30 protein-coding genes, 1 tRNA gene and 2 pseudogenes are annotated in these 21,444 nt (G+C 33.7%); 24 read left to right on the top strand and 9 right to left on the bottom strand.

Translation table 11 applies throughout. The annotated features are described in order from the left end of the window. Positions 1-25 precede the first annotated feature (25 nt). Complete coding sequence (locus tag MHB58_RS10625; RefSeq protein ID WP_014823687.1) at positions 26-361, top strand: hypothetical protein; 336 nt, start codon at positions 26-28, stop codon at positions 359-361. Between the two features lie 474 nt (positions 362-835). On the opposite strand, the gene MHB58_RS10620 is transcribed toward MHB58_RS10625, so the two are convergent. Next, entirely contained in the window at positions 836-1,372 is a 537-nt protein-coding gene (locus tag MHB58_RS10620; RefSeq protein WP_014823688.1) for a hypothetical protein, read from the bottom strand. A gap of 159 nt (positions 1,373-1,531) precedes the next feature. Beyond that, on the bottom strand, positions 1,532-1,876 hold the full coding sequence (locus MHB58_RS10615; protein ID WP_014823689.1) for a hypothetical protein: 345 nt from the start codon (positions 1,874-1,876) through the stop codon (positions 1,532-1,534). A 216-nt stretch (positions 1,877-2,092) separates the two neighbouring features. Here MHB58_RS10615 and MHB58_RS10610 point away from each other — a divergent pair, with 216 nt between their 5' ends. From MHB58_RS10610 to MHB58_RS10600, 3 genes and pseudogenes are all read left to right on the top strand, one after another. Further along, positions 2,093-2,386, top strand: coding sequence for a transposase (locus MHB58_RS10610; protein WP_340735165.1), 294 nt, complete (start codon positions 2,093-2,095; stop codon positions 2,384-2,386). Positions 2,387-2,449: 63 nt separating this feature from the next. Beyond that, entirely contained in the window at positions 2,450-2,653 is a 204-nt protein-coding gene (locus MHB58_RS10605; protein ID WP_340735164.1) for a hypothetical protein, read from the top strand. Then, positions 2,614-3,480, top strand: a pseudogene (locus MHB58_RS10600) (IS3 family transposase); the annotation flags it as partial. The gene MHB58_RS10605 and the pseudogene MHB58_RS10600, both read left to right, overlap by 40 nt. Positions 3,481-3,612: 132 nt before the next feature. On the opposite strand, the gene MHB58_RS10595 reads toward MHB58_RS10600, so the two are convergent. Continuing rightward, positions 3,613-3,747, bottom strand: coding sequence for a DUF3977 family protein (locus tag MHB58_RS10595; RefSeq protein ID WP_148271537.1), 135 nt, complete (start codon positions 3,745-3,747; stop codon positions 3,613-3,615). A 123-nt stretch (positions 3,748-3,870) separates the two neighbouring features. Here MHB58_RS10595 and MHB58_RS10590 point away from each other — a divergent pair, with 123 nt between their 5' ends. Further along, positions 3,871-4,152: a hypothetical protein gene (locus MHB58_RS10590; RefSeq protein WP_014823690.1), complete on the top strand. Its 282-nt coding sequence runs from the start codon at positions 3,871-3,873 to the stop codon at positions 4,150-4,152. Between the two features lie 226 nt (positions 4,153-4,378). Here MHB58_RS10590 and MHB58_RS10585 read toward each other — a convergent pair whose 3' ends face one another. Together MHB58_RS10585 and MHB58_RS10580 are read right to left on the bottom strand one after the other, a co-directional pair. Further along, positions 4,379-4,729, bottom strand: a complete 351-nt coding sequence (locus MHB58_RS10585; RefSeq protein ID WP_014823691.1) for a hypothetical protein — start codon at positions 4,727-4,729, stop codon at positions 4,379-4,381. Positions 4,730-4,991: 262 nt separating this feature from the next. Next, positions 4,992-5,417 carry a DUF3995 domain-containing protein gene (locus MHB58_RS10580; RefSeq protein WP_014823692.1) on the bottom strand — a complete coding sequence of 142 codons (426 nt, stop codon included), beginning with the start codon at positions 5,415-5,417 and terminating at the stop codon, positions 4,992-4,994. Between the two features lie 406 nt (positions 5,418-5,823). On the opposite strand from MHB58_RS10580, the gene MHB58_RS10575 reads away from it, so the two are divergent. From MHB58_RS10575 to MHB58_RS10550, 6 genes are all read left to right on the top strand, one after another. Continuing rightward, entirely contained in the window at positions 5,824-6,369 is a 546-nt protein-coding gene (locus MHB58_RS10575; protein WP_014823693.1) for a PadR family transcriptional regulator, read from the top strand. 54 nt (positions 6,370-6,423) lie between these two features. Beyond that, on the top strand, positions 6,424-7,188 hold the full coding sequence (locus MHB58_RS10570) for a VOC family protein (RefSeq protein ID WP_014823694.1): 765 nt from the start codon (positions 6,424-6,426) through the stop codon (positions 7,186-7,188). A gap of 57 nt (positions 7,189-7,245) precedes the next feature. After that, on the top strand, positions 7,246-7,737 hold the full coding sequence (locus tag MHB58_RS10565; protein ID WP_014823695.1) for a GNAT family N-acetyltransferase: 492 nt from the start codon (positions 7,246-7,248) through the stop codon (positions 7,735-7,737). Positions 7,738-8,091: 354 nt separating this feature from the next. Continuing rightward, positions 8,092-8,418, top strand: coding sequence for a hypothetical protein (locus MHB58_RS10560; RefSeq protein ID WP_340735163.1), 327 nt, complete (start codon positions 8,092-8,094; stop codon positions 8,416-8,418). Between the two features lie 64 nt (positions 8,419-8,482). After that, positions 8,483-8,878, top strand: coding sequence for a hypothetical protein (locus MHB58_RS10555; protein ID WP_014823698.1), 396 nt, complete (start codon positions 8,483-8,485; stop codon positions 8,876-8,878). Between the two features lie 16 nt (positions 8,879-8,894). After that, on the top strand, positions 8,895-9,098 hold the full coding sequence (locus tag MHB58_RS10550) for a tyrosine-type recombinase/integrase (protein WP_081483442.1): 204 nt from the start codon (positions 8,895-8,897) through the stop codon (positions 9,096-9,098). A 122-nt stretch (positions 9,099-9,220) separates the two neighbouring features. On the opposite strand, the gene MHB58_RS10545 is transcribed toward MHB58_RS10550, so the two are convergent. Together MHB58_RS10545 and MHB58_RS10540 are read right to left on the bottom strand one after the other, a co-directional pair. Then, positions 9,221-9,293: transfer RNA gene (locus MHB58_RS10545), tRNA-Val, on the bottom strand. Between the two features lie 128 nt (positions 9,294-9,421). Beyond that, positions 9,422-9,643, bottom strand: a complete 222-nt coding sequence (locus tag MHB58_RS10540; protein ID WP_014823699.1) for a hypothetical protein — start codon at positions 9,641-9,643, stop codon at positions 9,422-9,424. A gap of 161 nt (positions 9,644-9,804) precedes the next feature. Here MHB58_RS10540 and MHB58_RS10535 point away from each other — a divergent pair, with 161 nt between their 5' ends. The 11 genes and pseudogenes from MHB58_RS10535 to MHB58_RS10485 all read left to right on the top strand — a co-directional run bounded on the left by MHB58_RS10535 (position 9,805) and on the right by MHB58_RS10485 (position 18,254). Further along, positions 9,805-11,067 (top strand): M48 family metallopeptidase, encoded by a 1,263-nt coding sequence (locus MHB58_RS10535; RefSeq protein ID WP_014823700.1) that lies wholly within the window; start codon positions 9,805-9,807, stop codon positions 11,065-11,067. An 89-nt stretch (positions 11,068-11,156) separates the two neighbouring features. After that, positions 11,157-11,936 (top strand): GNAT family N-acetyltransferase, encoded by a 780-nt coding sequence (locus tag MHB58_RS10530; RefSeq protein WP_340735162.1) that lies wholly within the window; start codon positions 11,157-11,159, stop codon positions 11,934-11,936. 44 nt (positions 11,937-11,980) lie between these two features. Then, a pseudogene (locus MHB58_RS10525) lies at positions 11,981-12,339 on the top strand (nuclear transport factor 2 family protein). 182 nt (positions 12,340-12,521) lie between these two features. Beyond that, the gene (locus tag MHB58_RS10520; RefSeq protein WP_014823703.1) at positions 12,522-13,061 is read left to right on the top strand and encodes a DJ-1/PfpI family protein; all 540 of its coding nucleotides are present in this window, start codon (positions 12,522-12,524) and stop codon (positions 13,059-13,061) included. A 60-nt stretch (positions 13,062-13,121) separates the two neighbouring features. After that, positions 13,122-13,730, top strand: a complete 609-nt coding sequence (locus tag MHB58_RS10515) for a protein kinase (protein WP_232504473.1) — start codon at positions 13,122-13,124, stop codon at positions 13,728-13,730. Positions 13,731-13,993: 263 nt separating this feature from the next. After that, entirely contained in the window at positions 13,994-14,365 is a 372-nt protein-coding gene (locus MHB58_RS10510; protein ID WP_014823705.1) for a GntR family transcriptional regulator, read from the top strand. Positions 14,366-14,369: 4 nt separating this feature from the next. Next, on the top strand, positions 14,370-15,236 hold the full coding sequence (locus tag MHB58_RS10505) for an ABC transporter ATP-binding protein (protein WP_014823706.1): 867 nt from the start codon (positions 14,370-14,372) through the stop codon (positions 15,234-15,236). After that, positions 15,229-15,834, top strand: coding sequence for an ABC-2 transporter permease (locus tag MHB58_RS10500; RefSeq protein WP_014823707.1), 606 nt, complete (start codon positions 15,229-15,231; stop codon positions 15,832-15,834). The genes MHB58_RS10505 and MHB58_RS10500 overlap by 8 nt, the downstream gene beginning before the upstream one ends. Before the next feature lie 993 nt (positions 15,835-16,827). Next, positions 16,828-17,175: a hypothetical protein gene (locus MHB58_RS10495; protein ID WP_148271506.1), complete on the top strand. Its 348-nt coding sequence runs from the start codon at positions 16,828-16,830 to the stop codon at positions 17,173-17,175. A 62-nt stretch (positions 17,176-17,237) separates the two neighbouring features. Continuing rightward, complete coding sequence (locus MHB58_RS10490; protein WP_014823709.1) at positions 17,238-17,648, top strand: HIT family protein; 411 nt, start codon at positions 17,238-17,240, stop codon at positions 17,646-17,648. A 36-nt stretch (positions 17,649-17,684) separates the two neighbouring features. After that, complete coding sequence (locus MHB58_RS10485; RefSeq protein ID WP_014823710.1) at positions 17,685-18,254, top strand: AAA family ATPase; 570 nt, start codon at positions 17,685-17,687, stop codon at positions 18,252-18,254. Between the two features lie 36 nt (positions 18,255-18,290). Here MHB58_RS10485 and MHB58_RS10480 read toward each other — a convergent pair whose 3' ends face one another. Together MHB58_RS10480 and MHB58_RS10475 are read right to left on the bottom strand one after the other, a co-directional pair. Then, positions 18,291-18,563 (bottom strand): hypothetical protein, encoded by a 273-nt coding sequence (locus tag MHB58_RS10480; RefSeq protein ID WP_014823711.1) that lies wholly within the window; start codon positions 18,561-18,563, stop codon positions 18,291-18,293. A gap of 198 nt (positions 18,564-18,761) precedes the next feature. Next, positions 18,762-18,974, bottom strand: a complete 213-nt coding sequence (locus MHB58_RS10475; RefSeq protein ID WP_014823712.1) for a VOC family protein — start codon at positions 18,972-18,974, stop codon at positions 18,762-18,764. Positions 18,975-19,154: 180 nt separating this feature from the next. Between MHB58_RS10475 and MHB58_RS10470 the strand changes: the two genes are divergently transcribed. Together MHB58_RS10470 and MHB58_RS10465 are read left to right on the top strand one after the other, a co-directional pair. Further along, positions 19,155-20,033, top strand: a complete 879-nt coding sequence (locus MHB58_RS10470; RefSeq protein ID WP_014823713.1) for a helix-turn-helix domain-containing protein — start codon at positions 19,155-19,157, stop codon at positions 20,031-20,033. A gap of 284 nt (positions 20,034-20,317) precedes the next feature. After that, positions 20,318-21,337, top strand: a complete 1,020-nt coding sequence (locus MHB58_RS10465; RefSeq protein WP_014823714.1) for a serine hydrolase domain-containing protein — start codon at positions 20,318-20,320, stop codon at positions 21,335-21,337. The last annotated feature ends 107 nt before the right edge of the window (positions 21,338-21,444 follow it).

The following is a 21,444-nucleotide window of genomic DNA, read 5'->3' as shown; positions in this document are numbered from 1 at the left end:
TGTAAATCAAGGGGAGGGGAACGAAATGAAGAAATTTGTTTCTGGTTTATTAGTAGGTATTGTGGTTACTTTAATATTTACTATTTCCTTTTACAAAAATGAAGTAGCTGCTAATGAAAGTAATGTTGAACGCTGGGAACGTATTGCATCAGTACTTGACGATGGTTTCGATGAATATGGTTTGTTTAGTTACGGAGCAAACACATATGATTCGATCATTTTGATTGAAATGGATGAAACTAAAAGTGAATTGAAACTAAAAGAATATTTAAAGAAAAATGTAGATAAATCGGACTTAAAACACTTTAGCTTAGATATAACAAAAAGAAGCGCTCAAGAGGATGAAAGCATAGTTTGGTGACTTTGTTGAAAATAACCTTGAAGGAATTAAGCTAATGGTATCTGCTATTCAACAATCGGGCGCGATTCTTCAATAAGAAGATCGCGTTTTTCCGTTATAGTGCAATATTATTAAATAACTTTCATTTTTTAAATTTAACCTAGCGATACTTTCGTAGCTATTTTGTTTATAATTGTATCTTGGATTAACTTAACTATTAAGAAGGTGTTAAATTGAAAAATTATTTTAAGTCGTACTCTTTAGGTATTTTATTTGGCTTGCTGTTCTTTTTACCAGGGCTTTCAGATTTTAATTGGTCATTACAAAAACATTGGATTGCAATGCTTATTTTTGCCCCAGCTTTAGCCTACATATTTATTATATATACAAATTTGTATTGTGGAATAATATTTTTTTCCGGGAGGCTTCTTATTAACCTTCAAGTGAGGATTTACAAGGTATATTTATTTACATTTAAATATACCTATGTGTATTTTATTCATATGGTTTATCATAATCCTCAACTTTAAGTTCTTTAAGGAATTCAATAAAATTTATTCTATTTCTATATTTTTTTCCATAATATGATTTTTTACTGAGAAAATCTTCCTTAACAATATTAGTGATATATGGTTTCATACGTGTCTGCTCCCCATAACCATAATTTTCGGTAAGCTCTATTAGAAAGGAAACAATATAATTAAATAATACGGGGAAATCTTTTTCGATTTCTTCCTGGTATTCAACTAAAGCTTTAATATACTTATATAACTCACTTTGTTTAGTAAAACGGAAACTGCATTCTGTATTCCAATAGCCAAGCCAAATAGTAAATATACCAATAGAATAACGTCTCAATTCTTTATCAGAATCACTGAAATACGAATAATATGGATAATGTGGAAATGCCATTCCACCATCAAAACCTAATATTCGAAAGCCACTGTTCAATACTTTGTTTATTTCAGTAAGAATCATACTTTTTTCTTCAGTTGTAAGTTCTTTTTGAATTTTTTTATCTTCTGAGCTCAAAGATAACCCCCCTCTTTTTTTCAATAATACCAAATTTAATATTAAGTAAGAACGTCTCCAAACCAAGTTTGGTAACATCTATTTACTGAACATTGTAAATGGTTAAATCTGATGCCACCCTTTTTTGCGTAAAAGGGCCATGTATCTTTAAATATACGTTTAAATCCCGTAATGAATCATATATTTATTTTCATTTTTTGCTTGCATTATTTTTTGGCCCAGTTCATTTAAATCGTCAAATTTTTTCAAATCATCAGCAGATAAAACTATATCTAAAAACGTGGGTAATGATTCTGGAGGAATAATAGTAATACCGTGATATGCCAATCCGTATTCAGGACGATTTAAAGAATGGAAATAAGTTTTCATTAACGATAAGGGCTTCATTAAATTTGTAATTATCTCATCGTCTACAGAAATACATTGAGACTTCTCAGGTGCATAGTTCTTGTAGGATTTTTCGGTAATATCTTTTATAATTCCAAATGCGTGTGTTAAGGGCATTAGCAACCACCTCTTATTATTGTTAATCATAATACTACTATAAATTTCTTGAATAATTAAAGGTTGAATAAACTTTACCAAAGCGTCTTTTGATATCATCTCATAGCTTAACATTGTAAATGTATAAATCTAATCCTACCTTATGCAACAATCGGGCGCGATTCGGTACTGCACCCCAAAAGTTAGAGTAAAAACTAACTTTTGGGGTGATTTTTTATGACGAAATATAATGAAGAATTTAAATTGATGGTGGTTCAAGAATATTTAAGTGGCTCACTGGGATATAGAGCGATAGCTAAAAAATATGGTGTCGGTGCTACTCCGTTAAGGAAATGGGTACGTGCTTATAAAGAGTTTGGATGTAGTGGCCTATCTGTTAAGAAAACGAAGCAGTTTTATTCTGTTCAATTTAAATTAGATGTATTAAGCTATATGAAACGAACAGGTGCTTCCCATCAAGATACTGCGATTCACTTTAACTTGAATGATCCAACTTTAGTTGCTAGTTGATATCATCGGTTTTTAAAAGAAGGGATAGAGGGCCTGCAAAGAAAACCAAAGGGGCGCCCATCCATGTCTAAGAAACAAATATCAACAGTGAATAACCAAGAAAAAACAATGTCACGTGAGGAGCAGCTAGAACGAGAAAATGAACTGCTTCGTTTAGAGGTAGCGTATTTAAAAAAGTTGAAGGCTTTTCGGGAGAATCCAGATGCCTTCCTCGAAAAGCCCAAGCAGCCATCGCCTTCGAACTTAAACAAGAAGGATTTCGATTAAAAGATATTTTAATACAAGTCGATATTCCTGAAGCAACGTATCATTATCATATCAAACTGATGAGGCAAGAAGATCCAGATTTAGAGTGGAAAGCCTTGATTTTAAAGACTTTTGAACAGCATAAGGGGCGATATGGCTACCGCCGAATTCATGCGGAATTAAGAGTGCAAGGACATACAATCAATCATAAAAAGGTACAACGAATTATGAAAAACCTAGGGTTAAAATGTGTGAAATTCGTACGTAAATCACGCTATAAATCATACAAAGGAACAGTTGGTAAAGTCGCTAAAAACCTTTTGAATCGTAGATTCAGAACGTCATATGCCCTTCAAAAATTGGTGACTGACGTAACTGAATTTAAATGTACAGATGATGAAAAATTATATTTAAGTCCGATCATGGATTTATATAATGGTGAGATTATTGGGTTTAGTATGTCAAAACGGCCGAGCCTAGATTTTGTGTTAGATTCACTTAGACAAGCACTTCCAATTATTCAAAAGCGTGCAGTATATAGGACAACAATTCATTCCGATCAAGGATGGCATTATCAACATAATACATGGGTGAGAACATTAAGGCAGAACAGGATTTTTCAAAGTATGTCTCGGAAAGCAACATGCGCAGACAACGCGGCCATGGAGAACTTCTTTAGCTTACTAAAACAGGAAATGTATTATGGAGAACAAATCATCTCTTATGAAGCATTACAGAAGAAAATAAATGAGTATATCAATTATTATAATAATGTTCGTATTAAACAAAAACTGGCCGGCATGAGTCCGGTAAATTACCGAAAACATGCCAGCCAATTAGCTGCATAATAAAAACTCTAACTTTAAGGGGTCACTACCTTCTTCAATAAGAAGATTGCGTTTTTCCGTTATAGGGCCATTTATGAGTAACTGGTGTTATATGGTAATGTGAATTAAGGGGAGGGGACGGAATGAAGAAATTTATTTCTGGTTTAATAGGCTACTAGTTATCCCAAAAATAAATTTAAATTCATTACGATCTTTCTTTTTCAATTTTATACCTTCTTTTAAGTCAACTATTAAAACGTTTTGCTTTATCCAAATTCTAATATAAATTGATTGAAATGTATGGGTCCTTTGATACCTTTTTCTTCATATTCTGAACTCAATGTAAATGGATGATTATGTTAAAATAATCAGAAGTAGCGAAATACTAAAATTACCTCTGGAGTGAGAATAATGAAAAAATCAAAATGGGCAAAAGGAATAACTTTTATAATTATTGTTTTACTAATTGTTTTATATTGGAATATTGATTCTAGCGAAAAAAATCAAACTGACTGGCTGCTACCAATAATATCTATAAGTGAAGCCTTACTAATAGTAAATATCGCACTTTTGATACAATGGCAAAGAAATTATGAAAAGGATAACTCATGGTCCTATGAGTTTATTATTTTTGTACTTTCCCTAAGTATTGGTGCATTAGCCTGGGTTTCAGGTCTCTTAATTAATTTTTAATACATATAAAAAAGTACGAGAGGTTGAATATAAAATTGGACAAACTAACAAAATACATTATTGCAATCGCATTGGTCATTTTAGCTATAAATAGTTTCTTTATATCTTCATATTTAAAAAATATTGTAGAATTAATGGCAGGTCTAGTTAATTCACACTAAAAAAATCTTACTTGGGGGACACAAACTTTACGAAAAAAAAGCCCTAAACATTGTTTAGGTGCTTTTTAATTGAAGTAGATAGTCATTATTATTAGATATACATGTGCAACAATTAACAAAATTAAAGTAATTATTCCTATCCACTTTATCAATTTAATATTATTATTGGAATACATAATGAATGCGATATATACCACTATCCCCAGCAATGCGATAGGCAAATTATAAAACCAAATACCACCAAACAGTAGTAATTTTGTCAATGGAATGCTTAGAAGTAAAGATAAAAAACCACCTAATACATAACTTAGCGTTCTTGAGAACTTCTTATAAATTAACTTATAAAAAATAAAGCCACCAATAGCACTAATGATTACCGCTAACATAAACATATATATAATAGTTAAATAGATCATTAAAATGCCCCCTACAATTTCATATTACCATAATTGTTCGATATATTCGTAAACCTGTCTGTAGTTATTCTTTCAACAATCGGGCGTGTTTCTTCAATAAGAAAATCGCGTTTTTCTGTTATAGGGCCATATAAATGAACAATACTTTCTATGGGCAAATTAAATGCCGCATCCGGAAGCTAATATATCAAAAGCAACGCTATATCGTAACGTTTCAACTCGTGAGCGAAATTCTTTGTTGTTAATTGTTCTTTATTCAAATTTATATAAATGATGCTAGCAAAAAAATAAGACTAATCCATACACAAAGGGGTGAATAGAAGGCGGTATCTTGTTTTGCGAATCTAGTATGTTTTATTTTCTTGAAAAAACCTACATATTTTCCTTCACCAATAGCACGTAATAAGAAAACAATTCCTCCAGTTATACAAAGCCACTTTGAAAGGGGGGAGGGTTGGATGACTGTAAACAAATCTAATTGAACTAATAGTAGAACAGATGCAAAAAAGCAAAATAAACCGATAAAAAGTGTACCTAACATTCTTGGTTGTAAAACTGGAAATTTACTGTCATCTTTAGTCGGAAGAACCGCTTTTACTCCCCAAACTCCACCAAATGCCCAAAAAACGTGTAACATGCCAATAATTATAAATATTAGAGAAGTTACTCCTATTAAAATTTTAAACAATTTACCACCTCTTCTTATGTTATCGTCCTCAGTATCTAAATTGGTCATATCATTAGTGCATTCATTTTATGACATTTTATTCCATAAAACTAGATAGTCGTTGATTTTATTTAACTAACGGGTAGTTAGTGAAGAATTGTCTTTAGATGTTATTCTACAATCGGGCCATATTGTGGAATAACAATTTTATTTAAACGGATTATTTGTGTGAATATTAACAGAAGTTTGAAACAGTCCAACATTTTTTGAACTACTAAATATCCAATAAAGCAACACTGATTTACTAATTAATAAATAAGAATGATTCTTATAATGGTTCTTTCAGAATGTAAAATAATTGGGAGTGTTGACATTTTCAGTGATTTTATATGATAATATATTCAACGTTGAATATAGGAGCGATAAAATGATTAAGTTATTGGTGCTAGAGCTGTTAAATCGACGCCCCATGTCAGGTTATGAGATGAAACAAATACTTGAAAATACTGATGCCAAACGGTGGAGTGGTGTATTACCTGGTTCGATTTATAATGCAATCAAGAAATTGGAAAAGGAAGGGTATATCATCATTTCAAGCATTGAAATGACAGGCAATCGGCAACGTTCTGAATTCAAAATTACCCAAAAGGGTAAAGATTATCAACAATCACTTATAAAAGATGCCCTATCCTCACCCGTTCTTTACAATGGTGATTTATATTCAGGAATTGGTTTTGCGTATCAATTAGATCATCAGTCTGCGATTTCTATACTTCAGAACAATATCAGCGCTTTAAACAAAGAAAAAAAAGAAATTATTGCTGGAAAGAAACAGAAAGAAATTGCGACTAACGGCGAGTTATCTGAACTATCCTCAATTGTGATCAATCACATGATAAAAACAATTGAATTGCAGAGTCAGTTGATTGAAAGTGTTATTGGTGTAATAAAAAAAGAAAATAACTCCGATTAAATCGGTTTTATTTTTAACAATATATTCAATGTTGACTATATAAGGAGGAACTATATGGAACAGGTTTCTAAACTAAACCCATTTTCTATCGACCATATTGTGGTAAATGTCGATGAGAAATATCAAAAAAATATTCAATTTATTGAGGAAGTTAATCGGTTAGGATTACCTTATATACCCTCAAAAGGTAAAGGAAATAAAGGATTCAAAGCCTCTAATTTATGGATAGGAGATGAATATTTCGAGTTTATCTATATTAAATCGAAAGATGGCGGTGGCTGGATCAAAGACTGGGTTGATAAGTATAATTCTGGTCACAGAGGTGTCATTGGACTATTTCTCAAAACAAATAATATTGAAAAAACTACTGAGTTATTGGAAAGTTTTGGCATATCAAATCCTGAAAGAATAAGTTTTCCTTTTTTCTTTAAACTAATTAATTTTTCTGCTAAGTGGCAAAATGCATATCTCCCGTATTTTGACGAAGTACCATTTCAATTAGGTTTTCAGCAAGTCGATACTCCACAAATTGAAGAGAAAATGCGTAAGCGAATGGTACCAAATAGTAAAGCTAATGGTATAGATGGAATAAAATCAGTCCAATTTTTCGGCCCGTTTACAAGTCGAGACTTCGAATGGTTAAAAAATGTGTTCTACTGCATTAATGAAGATACCAATCAACTTAATATTCCACTTAAAAATGATCAGTCAATACATTTTTATATTAGCGAGACTATAGAAACACGCGTGTTACTTAATTCTAAGGGTAAAGTTTTAACCCCGTTACTGATAGAAAACCTAAGAATACTGAATTTTTGAGATTGATATGACCTTCCGGAAAAGAAGAAAATCCAAAACTCGCTTTGTGAATGTTTTATGAGAATAGAGCTGGTTATAGCAGTGATACTATTAAGACCTATGATAGAAAATGAATACGAAACATACTTAAAAGATAAAACGGAAAGGTATGCTCTTACACTTGAAGAAAATACTTTTGAAATAATAAATGAAACAGCTTTTGTTAGAGCGAAAAAAGCGATAACAGGGTATTTGCCAAATGGATTTAACACAAAAAGTCATGAATTCTATAATATTATAGAAAATGAAAAAGTCGTAGGTTATATATGGATGAAGGTAGTAGAAGAAAACAAGAGTGCTTTTTTATATGAGATCTATCTCAAGGATGAGTTTCGTTCTAAAGGGATTGGAAAAAAGGTGATGATTGAACTTGAATTCCATTTGGCAAATCGAAAAATCGCCTTTTTTAGACTACATGTTTTCGGAAACAATGAACATGCAATAAATTTATATAATAGTTTGGGATTCCATGTTGCAGGTATCAACATGTATAAAGAAATAGCCAAATAAATATCAATTTTAAAGCTGTAAGTTTGTATTTTTAAATAGTCACCTTAACTCCTTTGAAAAATGTTCAAGAAAGTATCAGTTATTTGTAATAATATACAATATATTGCAAAGAGGACGAAAATGCATCTGGGTTGTAGTGCAGCAAGTAAAGCATACGCAAGTCATCCAAATAGTATTTACTGTACTGAAAATAAAAATTTTAATCGGATTATCGAAATCATGGTAAGTTTAAATAATCCAAACACGCCACAAGTGAAACGAAAAGAATTAGATTTTGAATGGGCAATGATGTCATTTACTATGTAGTGGTAATTAAAGATAATTTATAAAATTTGGAAACGTTGGTGAGCTTCATTGAAATCGGTTGCTATTAAATTATATTTATATACATTATTTTCTTTATTATGTGCAGTTGGATTATTTTATCTCAGTATTAAATTTGGAGAAATGGCATATTGGGGAAACGGGTTAACGTGGTATTGGGTAGGGGTTACTATTACTTATTTAACAGGAATATTAGGTGTCATTTTCATTATCCTATCATTGAAAATAAGAGATGATAGTAAAAATGGTTTCTATTCCTATTCAATTAATTTACTTAGGACACTATCTATTTTAGCGTTAGGATTAGGTTTCTTATGGACCACTTTCTTAATTATAGCCGGAATGTCCGGTATGTAATTACAGTTATCCGTTGCATTTCACTAAAGACTGATAAATGGAATCACAAAGCGGGGGCTTAAATATGCAGAAAAAAACAAAATTAATTTTAATCCTACTTTTTATTAGCTTTGTATTAAATTTTTATTTGGGGATTAGTAGTTTTATCAAAAATACATATACACCAAACTTAGAAGATCAAATCATTTTAGGAGAAATGACTAAAATGGTGCTGGAAAATGAACAATATCAGGAAATTGCTGCAAGGGAGAATGTTTATGCAATTAAACAAGGAGTAAGTCGATTTAATGTAGCTAATCCATCTTCTATTTTGCATTATGAAATAAATGTCCAAACAGAACAGCAAACTTATATTTTTTCCTGTACGGATAATTTATGTACAGGAGTTTCGAATGAAGGTTGGTCTTATTCAAGATATAGTGAAGAAAAACCGGTGCTACCATTGAAAAAGATTAACTAATGTAATACAGCGTTGAGTGACCGGATATTTATATCATGATATTCGTCATACACATGCATCAATACTTATTTCAGAAGGTGTAGACATCGTTAAAATTTCAAAGCGGTTAGGTCACGCCAACCCTAAAATTACATTAGAGTTTTATGCACACCTATTGCCGAATGCAGATAATGACATTGCAGACATTTTTCACAATACTATCCAAAGTAATACTAAATAATTAGAAAAATCCTACGGACAAATTGCAGACAAATCCAAAAATCAGGCGTAAGGCAGGAAGTCTCCTAAAAAGGAAAAGCCCGTAAACGCTGATATACCAACGTTTACAGGCACTTGAAATAATGGTCTCGACAAGTCTCGAACTTGCGACCCCCACCTTGTCGAGGTGGTGCTCTCCCAACTGAGCTACAAGACCGTGATAAGAAACAGATAAAGTCATGTTCTTAACTGTTATTATAGCATTTACAGAGGGGGAGGTATATAGGGAACTGTTATATTTTTACTTTATTTTTTAGAATAGTTACCCTAGTTTTCTCATGTTCCTTAACGTCTTTTGTTTTTATCGTCTTTCAATACAGCTTGATTTTTAATTATTTTTTCTAAGACGACATGCACATGATATTTACTTTCCTCGATTTGAACGACATTTAAAACTTTTCCTTTACGGCCTTTAATTTTTATATCCTCGTCTACCTCGGGAATACGTTCTAGACACTGACTTAGGACAGGTGTTTTATTTTCCAAATAATGAACAGCAAACAACATGATTAAGCGCTCCTTGTTAATTCAATTTAAGATTGAGTCCAATTTATGAAGATTCCAAGACATGTAGAACCGTCAAAAAAGGAGTATGACCAACTTGGCAGAAATGATTTCCGCATTTCAATAATAGGATATGGTAACGAATGAATTGAGGTGTAGAAGGAATGACAAAAAAATGGGGTTTACTGGCTGTTTTTGCATTTGGACTATATGTTGTCGCAATGTATTTGTATTTTTTCCATGGACAAAATAGTGGGATTCCAGCCGCTCTTCAAGGAACGGCTGCAGATCCAAGCACTTTTCTTACAACACAGGAGTTGTTATTAAGTGAAGAGTTATCAAAAGTAAGGAATTTCCTGTTCTTTATTTCAACGCCGTTGGAATGGCTTCTTTATTTCTTTATTTTGATTATGGGTATTTCACGTTTGTTCGAAAGTTGGAGTTCTGAACAATTTAAATGGTCTCTTTTCAGAACTTCGATGTATCTGTTTTTCCTGTCCTTGCTACTTTTCATCATCCAATTCCCACTGGATTATTTCCGCTATACGCTGAGTAAAAGCTATGGCATCAGTACGCAGATCTTTTCATCATGGATGCGGGAAAATGTAATTGATTTTTGGCTTGAGTTAGGAATGTCGGTAATCATGGTAGCGGTGCTTTATTGGCTCATCAGAAAAAGCCCGAAAAAATGGTGGCTCTATGCATGGGCTTTAACTGTGCCGTTTTCAATTTTCCTCATGTTCATTCAGCCTGTCGTGATCGACCCGATCTACAATGATTTCTCACCATTAAAAGATAAAGCGTTAGAGACGAAAATTCTTTCTCTTGCAGAGCAGGCGAATATTCCATCTGAACATGTGTATGAAGTGAATATGTCGGAGAAAACGAATGCTTTAAATGCCTATGTAACAGGGATCGGTGAAAATTCCCGGATAGTGCTATGGGATACGACATTAAACCGATTAACGGATGATGAAATCCTCTTTATTATGGCACACGAGATGGGTCATTACTTGCTGAAGGATATCTATATAAACATCGCAGTCTATCTATTTATGACACTTATTGGACTATGGCTAATCGCAAAGATTATGCCTTGGATGATACGACGTTATGGACCAGTTTTGAAAATTAAAGATATGGGCAATATGAACTCCTTGCCGTTGTTTTTATTGATTTCATCGTTTCTCGTTTTCTTCTCAAGCCCATTATCCAATGCAATTTCACGGTATCAGGAAATCCGGGCTGATGAATTTGCAATTGAACTTGTAGAAAATCCTGAGGCAGCGGTCTCATCATTTCAACAGTTGACGAAAGCCGGACTTAGTGAAGTCAACCCGCCAGCACTTGTCAAATGGTTCCGCTATACTCATCCGCCAATGTTAGAAAGGATCAATAAATTTGCCGAAGAAATTGAGGAAGATTAAACAAAAACATGTATAATTAGTTTACTATATTTATAAGTTATTCAATTTTTTTCAATAAAAATATTTGATGCGTTGAAAGGAACTCGGCTATGGATAAAAACGAATGCATTGCACTTTTTCATAAAGAACTACGCCAAGAAGCTGTAACACCAGGTTTTAGAAGAGAAGAAACCGACCATGTTGTTCGTCATATTTCAAAATATAACGAAAGCGGATTTATTTTAAGTTCTAATGTAAATGAAAGTTCTGCTAGGGAAGTGATTCGAAATGAGTTAACTTATTTCGGTAACCTTAAGCAGAGTTTTGAATGGAAAGTGTACAGCTATGACAAACCTAATAATTTGACTGAAATACTTAAACAAGAAGGATTTACGATCGATAATCCAGAAGCATTGATGGTCATGAAATTATCGGGAAGTCATCCTTTCCTTACAAATTTCGATTTACATGTAGTAAAGGAAATAACGGATGAACAAGGCATCCATGATGTTATTGCGCTAGAAGATGCTATCTGGAATGGATCCCATTCAGAGCTTGGAGAAAGACTTTGGAGAGACAAACAAAATAATCCTGACTCGCTCTATATTTATGGGGTTTATGACGACGGCCAGCTTGTAAGTGCTGCTTGGATGTACTTAGAGGATAATTCATCCTTTGCCAGCTTATGGGGTGGATCAACGCTTCCAGGATTCCGAGGCAATGGTTATTATTCAAAACTATTGGCGGTTCGTGCACAAAAAGCTTATGAGAGGGGGTTTTCTTTCCTCACGGTTGATGCCAGTCCAATGAGTAAACCTATTCTTGAAAAGGCTGGCTTTAGTTGTCTTGCATACTCATATGGTTGCCAATCACCTACTATTCCTGTTTAAGATAAGCGATTTACATTTCCAAGTACAGAAAAGGTGAATTGAAAGTGGAAAAAAAGTCAGCATTGGAAAAACAGTTATTTCAACTAGAAAACAAATTGTTGGTACCTGAAATACGGACATCAAAAGAGGAGCTAACCAACTTACTTGCTGACAATTTTTTTGAATTTGGAAGCTCAGGGAAAGTATTGTACAAAGATGAGGAGATTAGCGAAGCGACTCTGGGAATCGTACAAATGACAATGAGTGACTTTGAAATACATTTATTGTCTGAAGAAATCGTTCTAGCAACGTATCGGATTTATAATGAGGTAAACAAACAGCATTCATTGCGGAGTTGATTTGGAAATTTGTGGATGGACAGTGGAAGATGCATTTTCATCAAGGAACAAAAATTTCTGGATAGTTTTCATGCGCTATTCTTTTAAAAGAATAGCGCTTATTTTTTATTAAGCTATTTCAGCTTCGATAATTTCATTAATAATGTTTATATATGTTAAGTGGTGATGCCGAAATAATAGCATACAACAAACGAAACAATCACGGGCGGTTCTATAAAAACGGGTCGGAAATAAGGAGGTAGCGATTGTGAAAAAAACAGCAGTAATTTTGTATCCGCAATTCAGTGAATATGAATTAAGTATAGCGTTGTCTATTTTAATGCAAGGAAACAAGACCATGGTTACTGTAGGGTTGGATAATCACTCCATAAGAGGTGAGTCTGGATTAACGTGTGTAGCTGACACAACAATTAGGGAAATTAACATTGAGGAAATTGATAGTATCGTGATGCCGGGGTGTTTGGATATTAAAACGCTTCTTAATGAAGAAATATTATTTGAATTTTTAAAGCAAGCCGTTACAAAAGAGACAATCGTTGCAAGTATATCGAGTTCACCGTATCTATTGGCAAAAGCAGGTTTGCTTACAGGAAAGAAATATACTGTTGGGTTACCAATGGAAGCTATTGAAAAGTTATGTGTTTTTGATAAAGAAAAATACTGTGATGATCTCGTAGTACAGGATGGAAATATTATTACAGCAAGGGGGAGAGGATTTATTGAATTTGGGATTCGTTTAGGTAAAGCATTAAATCTCGAATTCGATGAAGGCTGGTATGAAGGATAATAGATCCATTTTTTAGAAGCAGCTGTAAACACGAGAACTAAATACATAGATGATTCGGGGATGAAGAAAATGAAGATTTCCACAGTAGTAGAACACATAGAAGATTTGCTTAAACAAGCTAAGATGATTGGAATCGGCTCAACAAGAAAAGTTTATCGTTTTGAAAACCTTGTAATTAAAACCTTTTTGCATCCTATCGGATATGCTCAAAGTAAAAATGAATATGAAATGTATCAGACGTTGGGAATGAAGGGGTTAGAAAAGCATATCGCGCCCATTCTTTTTATGAATGATAAATATGTCATTCAGCCTTTTTATGAGCAACTTCCTTTAATCAATCACTGCTCATACGATATTGATTTGGAGACGGATTCAAGAATAACGGAAGATTTAAAAGCTGCACTCCATGTAATCGATCATGAATTGGATGGCTTTGATTTTAAAGATAGTGGAAATTACGGTTTGGATGAAGAGGGGCACCTTGTTTTAATTGACTATGGTATGACTAAAAAATTATATGAAGAACAATGGGTTATATTGGCTGAAGCCGGTAAACTCCCGCAAATCCGCTTTGAAAAATGTCGTGTATGTAATATTGAAAAGGAACTTCGGATGTATGGAGAAACTGACACGGATAACCGTTGTGTTTCTTGCGGGAAAGATTATTGAAAAGGGCATATGTACAATACTTAATTTAAATTGAAAATTTATAAGGGAAATAAAAGCACCTTAAATAAAATCTTTAAAGAGTATGTTTTGATTATCTTTTTCAAAACATGCTTTTTCCTTTTAATTTAAATAAATTTATTGTTTTTAAAAAAGTGGTTGTAAGAATTTGTAATTGTGTATATAATGTATATATAGTATATATACATTATAATGGGTATTATTCTTTTAGTCTGTTCCAATAAAATAAAGAAGAGGTTTTTTGCATGCAAATCATAATTTCCAATAGTTCAAAGGAGCCAATCTATGAACAAATTACAAATCAGATGAAATCATTTATTTTATCAGGTGAATTACAGGAGGGGGCATCAATACCTTCCATGCGTAGTCTTGCAAAGGATCTGCAAATTAGTGTTATTACGACAAAACGTGCCTATGAGGAATTGGAGAAGGCGGGCTTTATCTATTCAATTGTCGGAAAAGGCTCTTTTGTCGCAGAGCAAAATATAGAGGTAATGAGAGAGAAGAAGCTTAAGGTCATTGAGGAGCAACTGAGTGCTGTTATAACGAATAGCAGAGAAATGGGGCTGTCATTTGATGAGCTACAGCAATTACTAAAAATTTTATATGAGGAGTGAAAAAGTGGGAAATGTAATTGAATTAGTAAATGTCTCGAAAAAATTTAAAGGCTTTTCCGTTAATAATATCAATTTACAAGTGAAGCAAGGATTTGTTACAGGGTTTATTGGTGCGAATGGAGCGGGGAAATCTACAACTATAAAAATGATGATGAACCTATTAAAACCGGATGCAGGTGAAGTTAAACTTTTCGGAATGGACTACAAGGCGCATGAGAAGGCAATCAAAGAGCGAATTGGATTTGTATATGATGGCAATGTTTTTTTTGAAGGGCTGAATCTAAAAGATATTAAGCGTATAGTAAAACCAGCATATAAAAACTGGGATGATACAATATTTAATCAATATATTGATCAATTTGAATTACCGCTTAATAAAGCAATCAAAACTTTCTCAAAAGGGATGCAAATGAAGGCATCATTAGCAATCGCACTCTCTCATAATGCGGAGCTGATTATTATGGATGAGCCAACAGCGGGACTAGATCCCATTTTCAGACGTGAACTGATGGTTCTCTTACAAGAATTAATGATCGATGGTAATCGTACTATTTTCTTCTCTACACATATTACAACTGATTTAGATCGAATCGCCGATTATATCGCTTTAATACAGAGTGGTAATTTAATTTTTAATCAGTCTATACATGAAGTAGCTGAAAACTATGCGCTCGTTAAAGGCAGATTGGAACTCCTGGATAGAGATACTGAAAAAGCCTTTGTGCATGTTCACCGTGCTCCAACAGGGTTTGAAGCATTAACAGATAATATTAAAGCAGTGAACAATACTTTCGGAGACGCAGTTGTCATTGATCGTGCCTCACTGGAAGATATCATGTATTACTTGAAAGGACGGGTACACCATGTTTAATTTAATCAGACGTGATGTCATATTGCAGAAAAAGCAGCTATTTACCTTTATTCCTTTAATCTTTTTCTTTATCATTATGGACATACATCCAGTTTTGACTTATCTAATTGCGAGTCTTATTATTCCTTTTAATACTTATGTTTATGATGAAAAAGTAGAGACAAATATACTATTAAATTCATTGCCGTATACACGTATGGAAATTATCGCATCACGTTATCTGGGCGCTATTGTTTATATGATTTTAGCAATCGGATTGACAAGTATAGCATTTCTTGCCTTCAATAAACCATTTACGATGGCGGATATTTTAATGGGCAGTGGGTTGTTCTTAATATTTGCTTCAATTACCTTTCCGTTATTTTATATATTTAAGCCCGGTTATATTTTTCCGGGAGTAATTATTGGTTTTCTTCTATTAGGGAGTGTTGGACCGGCTATTGTATTGAATGTTGCTGAACGTTTGACAGCGGTAACTGAAATTATTGGCAGTTTATCCATGCTTTCTTTATATACCGTAGCAATCCTTATTATCTTGATTTTATATGTTTCTTCTTGGATGATTACTTCAGTAATTTACCAGCGAAAGGCGTTCTAAGCAGTTAAATTCTTCAATATACATGCGCGATTCTTTAATTACGATAAGCGTTCTACAATTATAGAGAAACCCGGATGTAAGTAAGCATGGTGGCGGCCTACAAAATTTAATCTGGGATTTTAGTTGGAGCATTATTTTCATAATAATAATGCAATTGTTATTTATAGAGCATTTTTCAACTAAAAGCGCATTCGTATAACAAGGAATGCGCTTTTATTTTAAGCAAACTTAGAATTCTTTTATAGTAGGATATAAAGGTGGTTCAAATGAAATTTATTGGTTATTAGTTATGTTATTTTTTTGATTTGGATCTGGATATCACATGAATATCCAGATTCGAACTGGTGGTCCATCTTTTCAAGGGACCGCTCAACACATACGCCGCTAATTGAGCAGGTGTCATTAATTAAGGTAACGATGATGTTACTCATTTTTGTGGGAGTAGCTTACTTTTTACATCGTTTTAATACTTAATTTTACAAAATGCAGGGGTAGGCGAGATGACTGGCAGCATACAGCTATCACAGTTAACCTATTACACGCAATTACCTTTAAACCTATAAGAACTTTACAATTCAGCATTCAAAAAGTATTTACACAGTTATTTTAATTCTCTAAAAAATGCCAGATAAATTAAGTGCGTGATTCTATTTTAGTATCACGCCCTTTTTCATTAAAATAAGGGATATTGAAGATAATATTCTTTTAGGCATATTTAAATGAAGGCGCACGTTTCCTTGTTATAATTTCTAATATATTCATTAACTATTAGGGGGGATTAAAATTACGACCAATTACTCGCCGCGGCTACTTTTATTAGTACTTGCTGGATTAACAATTATCAGTTTACCTTTCGTTAGGCTAATCTTTCCTGTTTTCTATGTTCAAACATTTTTGTATGATTCTTCAGCAATCGTGCTTTTTCCGAATGGTTTAAATTTCAACCTAGTTGTGGCTGCATGTTTATTATTATTTATTGGATTCATTATCCCGTTGATCAAACAAAACAAATTCACATATAGCCTATTAATTGTTTTTATTGCATGCGGGATCTTTGTTTTTTATTTATCGGTTTTAAGCTATACATATATAGGAAAAGAAAAAGTAGTTTCGCATAATTTGTTTGATGGAAAATCGTTTCAATGGACTGAAATCAAGGAAGTAGCGCTTGAATATTATGTCGACGACACGGGTAAATACGAAGAATACAATTTTATATCAAAAGACGGCAATTCTATTCGAATTCCTTTGAACAACCATTTCCTACAGGAAAATAAAAGCGAAATTTATCGAATAGCTAGACAAAACAATGTACTATTTATTGAACAGGAAAAGAATTAAGGACGACTGTTTATTTAAATGAAATCCGTAAAATAATAATTATTGTCAGGAAGAGAATCTGAATGAAAGATTGTAAATTTTGTAATCTAGAATTAGAACCAACTCAAAAACTTATTTTAAGAAATGAATACTGTATGTTTCTGCAGTTGGAACAGGCACAACAGAAAGGAATTCGTCTTGAAGGTTCTGGCGTCATTATACCAATAGTACATAGAGCAACTCCATTTGACTTAACAGTAGAAGAATGGAATGCAACCTATGCACTTCTTCAAGATGTGAAAAACTACTTGGATGAAATGTATCAACCTCAAGGATATAATCTCGGATGGAATTGTGGAAAAATTGGGGGCCAGCATATATTTCATTCTCATCTTCATGTATTACCAAGGTATGCAGATGAACCGCTTGCAGGTAAAGGTATAAGATATATGTTTAAAAGTGAAGAGAATAAAAGGGAAACGGATATTAAATAAGTAATTATGCTAGTGCTTCTATTAAAGGGGTTACAAATGAAAAAATTAGTAATTATTACAGTGGGCAAAACCCATTCTGGAAAAACTACATTTGCACATGCTTTAGAGAAACATTTAAGTAGCTCGATTATAATTGACCAAGATAATCACGCGGGATTTTTAAATACTTTTTATAAAAAACTACTCCCGATTGAAGGGCCTAATACCCTCAAAACTTCTTTATCAAAGCTTATTGTCGATTATGCTAAAGAACATACTGATTTTCATTTTATTATTTCCAATTCGAATCGTAGTAGCAAAGCTCGAAAGTATTTACTAGAGGAAGTGTTCCCATCTGAATTTTTTGTTCGAATATTGGTTCACTTTGATATATCGGATGATGAACTTCATTCCAGAGTAAAACAAAGTCAAAGAAGTACAAATATATTTAGGGGATCAATTTCAAATTTTGAGGAACTGCTTTTTAAACAACAGGCAGAATCTCTAGGCGAAGATATTGTTGATCCAACAGTACATGAGGCCGACCATTTATTTATTATCAAGAATAAAGGCGATATCGATAATGTTATGGGAAATATTGTTCAGATTGCCCAAACGAGCTTGTAGAACCAAGCTCGTTTCCTTAAAAAGATTTCAAGCATTTCATCCACGATTCGAACTCACCAATTCCAGATTTTCATCAATTTTAACCAATACTCCATCCGATAATAATACCTCCATTGGGAAAACTTCAGCATTCTTATTTGAAAAGAACCATGTGCGGCCCTCATTTACGAATAACAGATAGGACGCATCTTTGCGTGCCCCCATAAATGTTAAACCTTCAGCCGCAATTTCTTTATGATCACGTTCAAAAATAGAAACTGCATGTAACGCCGAGACGGATTTTAACTTATCCTTTACAACAATACTCATCTCCGACATCTTTAGGAGGGATGAAGCCGAAAACGGTGCTGTACTTTGTTTTGCATCTGAAAGGCGACAAATAAATTCGACAATATTACCGGCCGGATCTTCAAAATAGATGGACTTTGCATCAATTCCTTCAAAGTAAACTTCATCATCACCCTGATTTTTTGATAATGTTACTTTTTCTTTTGCCCATTTTTTCGCTTATTCAAATTGATTTGACGGGATATCGAAAGCAAAATGATAAAATGGTATTTCGTTCAAGGAAGCCTCAATGAAAGTGACCGTTGTCTTTCCAACATTCATTGTAAAGCGGTCCGAGTCTTCTGAAATTAGAGGGAATTGGAACTTATTTAAATAAAATTGTTTTGTTGCATCGAAGTTAGACGCATACATCGTAACATGTTTAATATTCATAACATTTTCCTTCTCTCAATCTGTGATAACTTTAAATTATCATGTTTTCGTCATATACGAATCGTTAAATAGACTGAATTTTCTACTGATTTTTATGTTAATATATGGATGATGAACTTTAGCAAGAATTATCAAATAAAATTTCTCTTCATTCGTTATGATAATTTTGAGGTGAGCAAGATGTATTACAGTGAAGTAACCCAAAGAATTATTGCATTTATTGAAAGTAATTTAACTGAAGAAATTCAGTTGGATAGTTTCCCGTCAGTTATTGGATACTCAAAATACCATTTGTTGCGTATTTTTAAGCAGGAGACAGGGAAGTCAATCGGTGAATATATCCGTGAGCGGCGTTTAGCTACTGCTGCAATACTTCTTTTGCAGTCAAATGAATCATTATTAACGATTGCCTTCTTATTTCATTTTCAATCGCAGGAAGCATTTACTAGAGCATTTAAAGAAATTTACTCCTTGCCACCCGGAAAATATCGGAAGCTTATGCAAGCTGTAAGAATGATGGAGGAGGAAAAAGAAATGAATGATAGTCAAGAGATTAAAGGATGGAGTTTAAGTGGATCTAACCCTGAATTATATGAAGTGACGGTAGATTCAAATGTTTTTCATACAGGTACAAAATCCGGAATGCTCTATTCAAAGGGTGAAGTTAATGCACAGCACTTCGCTACAATGATGCAAGGTTTCCAAGCACATGACTATAAGGGAAAACGAATAAAGCTTTCATGTTTCCTAAAAACAGAGAATGTATTTAAATGTGGGGCTTGGCTCCGGATTGATAATGGCATGGGAGATACGATTCAATTTGATAATATGGACAACCGGTCAATAAAGGGAACGTCAGATTGGAACCACTATTCAATCGTATTAGATGTTCCTGAAGATAGTTCTTCCATTTACTTTGGTGTTTTGCTTATTGGGCAAGGGAAGGTTTGGGCGGATGGCTTCCGTTTTGAGGAAGTAACGAAAAAAGTACCGACAACGAATATGCTTGATATCGAACATTTGCCTGAACATCCAAGTAATTTGGATTTTAGTGAGTAATACAAATCAATGACGCATCTCCTGAGTTATGGAAATGCGTTTTTTAACATGAAATAGCAAACAATAAATAATAGGGGGATAGGAATCGAGTGTAATACTCTGGTTATATGAGAGAGACAGGCCTTCAGCAATTAATTGTTAAAGTCAGTCCTTTTTTATTGCTTAAAAAACTTTGGGGTATGTTAAAATTGAATTGCCAAGTTTTGTTATTCCGAAAATCTCATTCGGAATAAATTAGTTACCCAGTTTTTATCTATAATCACTCAAAATTAAAGGGGATCAAGATGAAAATGCATTTAATAAATGAAAAAGTAACTGCAATTATGAAAGAGATTGACTTTTCAGGTAATGTTTTAGTAAAACGAAATAATGAATTATTACAGCATTACAGTAACGGTTTTTCGAATCGTACACATCATACTTTAAATAATGAGCAAACGCGATTCGGTATCGCTTCCGGGTGCAAAATCTTTACAGCAGTAGCGATATGTCAGCTTGTAGAGAAGGAGCAGCTTACATTTGAATCAAAGTTATCCGATGTTTTGGACATGCCGTTTCCCCATTTCGACGAGGGAATCACTATCCACCATCTGTTAACACATACTGCGGGGATACCGGATTATTTTGACGAAGAAGTAATGAAGGACTTTGCGGATTTATGGGTGAATCAGCCGATGTATCTAATGCGAAACGGCCATAATTTTTTGCCGTTGTTCCAGCATGAACCGATGAAGTTGGCAGTAGGTGAACGCTTTCATTATAATAATGCGGGCTATATACTGCTCGGTCTTATCGTCGAACAGGTGAGCGGCAAGGGCTTTGATGAGTATGTGACGGAACACGTATTCAAGCGTGCAGGTATGGAGCAGTCAGGCTACTTTGAACTGGATGCCCTACCTTCAAATACGGCACTCGGCTATATTGATGAGGAAGACGGTTCTTGGAAATCAAATATTTACTCTGTTCCCGTAAAAGGCGGTGCAGACGGCGGAGCATTTGTCACAGTGGATGATATGCATCATTTTTGGCAAGCATTGATGAAGTTTGAGCTTTTAAATCCAGAGATGACACAGCAATTATTAACGCCATATATTCATACAGATGACGACTATGACCGATTTTACGGCTACGGGGTATGGATTGATAAACGGGATGATATTATATCAAAATACCATGTGATGGGCTATGACCCGGGCGTGAGCTTCCACTCAGCATTTTATCCGGAAAGTGGTGTGACGAGTGTTGTTTGTTCAAATAAGAGTGAAGGCGCTTTTGATGTATTCAAGGAACTTGAGAAGCTTTAGAGGGGAAACCAACTAGCATCTACTAGTTGGTTTTTTTATGAGGTTCGAATGTTTAGCCGTTGGTTTTCTAATATCTAGCACTGATCTTCTAATAAATCGTAAAAAGT

Source organism: Solibacillus sp. FSL K6-1554 (genome assembly GCF_038005185.1).
Taxonomy (GTDB): Bacteria; Bacillota; Bacilli; order Bacillales_A; family Planococcaceae; genus Solibacillus; species Solibacillus silvestris.
The sequence above is the reverse complement of the archived record's forward strand: the minus strand, read 5'-3'. Positions and strand labels throughout refer to the sequence as shown.

Bases quoted from the DNA above. Each gene is read 5' to 3' on its own strand.
- MHB58_RS10500 (WP_014823707.1), top strand. From the start codon at position 15,229: ATGTTTAATTTAATCAGACGTGATGTCATATTGCAGAAAAAGCAGCTA.
- MHB58_RS10485 (WP_014823710.1), top strand. From the start codon at position 17,685: ATGAAAAAATTAGTAATTATTACAGTGGGCAAAACCCATTCTGGAAAA.
- MHB58_RS10470 (WP_014823713.1), top strand. From the start codon at position 19,155: ATGTATTACAGTGAAGTAACCCAAAGAATTATTGCATTTATTGAAAGT.
- MHB58_RS10565 (WP_014823695.1), top strand. From the start codon at position 7,246: ATGAGAATAGAGCTGGTTATAGCAGTGATACTATTAAGACCTATGATA.
- MHB58_RS10475 (WP_014823712.1), bottom strand. From the start codon at position 18,974: ATGAATATTAAACATGTTACGATGTATGCGTCTAACTTCGATGCAACA.
- MHB58_RS10555 (WP_014823698.1), top strand. From the start codon at position 8,483: ATGCAGAAAAAAACAAAATTAATTTTAATCCTACTTTTTATTAGCTTT.
- MHB58_RS10540 (WP_014823699.1), bottom strand. From the start codon at position 9,643: ATGTTGTTTGCTGTTCATTATTTGGAAAATAAAACACCTGTCCTAAGT.
- MHB58_RS10605 (WP_340735164.1), top strand. From the start codon at position 2,450: ATGTCTAAGAAACAAATATCAACAGTGAATAACCAAGAAAAAACAATG.
- MHB58_RS10575 (WP_014823693.1), top strand. From the start codon at position 5,824: ATGATTAAGTTATTGGTGCTAGAGCTGTTAAATCGACGCCCCATGTCA.
- MHB58_RS10465 (WP_014823714.1), top strand. From the start codon at position 20,318: ATGAAAATGCATTTAATAAATGAAAAAGTAACTGCAATTATGAAAGAG.
- MHB58_RS10570 (WP_014823694.1), top strand. From the start codon at position 6,424: ATGGAACAGGTTTCTAAACTAAACCCATTTTCTATCGACCATATTGTG.
- MHB58_RS10625 (WP_014823687.1), top strand. From the start codon at position 26: ATGAAGAAATTTGTTTCTGGTTTATTAGTAGGTATTGTGGTTACTTTA.
- MHB58_RS10510 (WP_014823705.1), top strand. From the start codon at position 13,994: ATGCAAATCATAATTTCCAATAGTTCAAAGGAGCCAATCTATGAACAA.
- MHB58_RS10585 (WP_014823691.1), bottom strand. From the start codon at position 4,729: ATGATCTATTTAACTATTATATATATGTTTATGTTAGCGGTAATCATT.
- MHB58_RS10615 (WP_014823689.1), bottom strand. From the start codon at position 1,876: ATGCCCTTAACACACGCATTTGGAATTATAAAAGATATTACCGAAAAA.
- MHB58_RS10480 (WP_014823711.1), bottom strand. From the start codon at position 18,563: ATGAGTATTGTTGTAAAGGATAAGTTAAAATCCGTCTCGGCGTTACAT.
- MHB58_RS10515 (WP_232504473.1), top strand. From the start codon at position 13,122: ATGAAGAAAATGAAGATTTCCACAGTAGTAGAACACATAGAAGATTTG.
- MHB58_RS10530 (WP_340735162.1), top strand. From the start codon at position 11,157: ATGGATAAAAACGAATGCATTGCACTTTTTCATAAAGAACTACGCCAA.
- MHB58_RS10535 (WP_014823700.1), top strand. From the start codon at position 9,805: ATGACAAAAAAATGGGGTTTACTGGCTGTTTTTGCATTTGGACTATAT.
- MHB58_RS10610 (WP_340735165.1), top strand. From the start codon at position 2,093: ATGACGAAATATAATGAAGAATTTAAATTGATGGTGGTTCAAGAATAT.
- MHB58_RS10490 (WP_014823709.1), top strand. From the start codon at position 17,238: ATGAAAGATTGTAAATTTTGTAATCTAGAATTAGAACCAACTCAAAAA.
- MHB58_RS10590 (WP_014823690.1), top strand. From the start codon at position 3,871: ATGAAAAAATCAAAATGGGCAAAAGGAATAACTTTTATAATTATTGTT.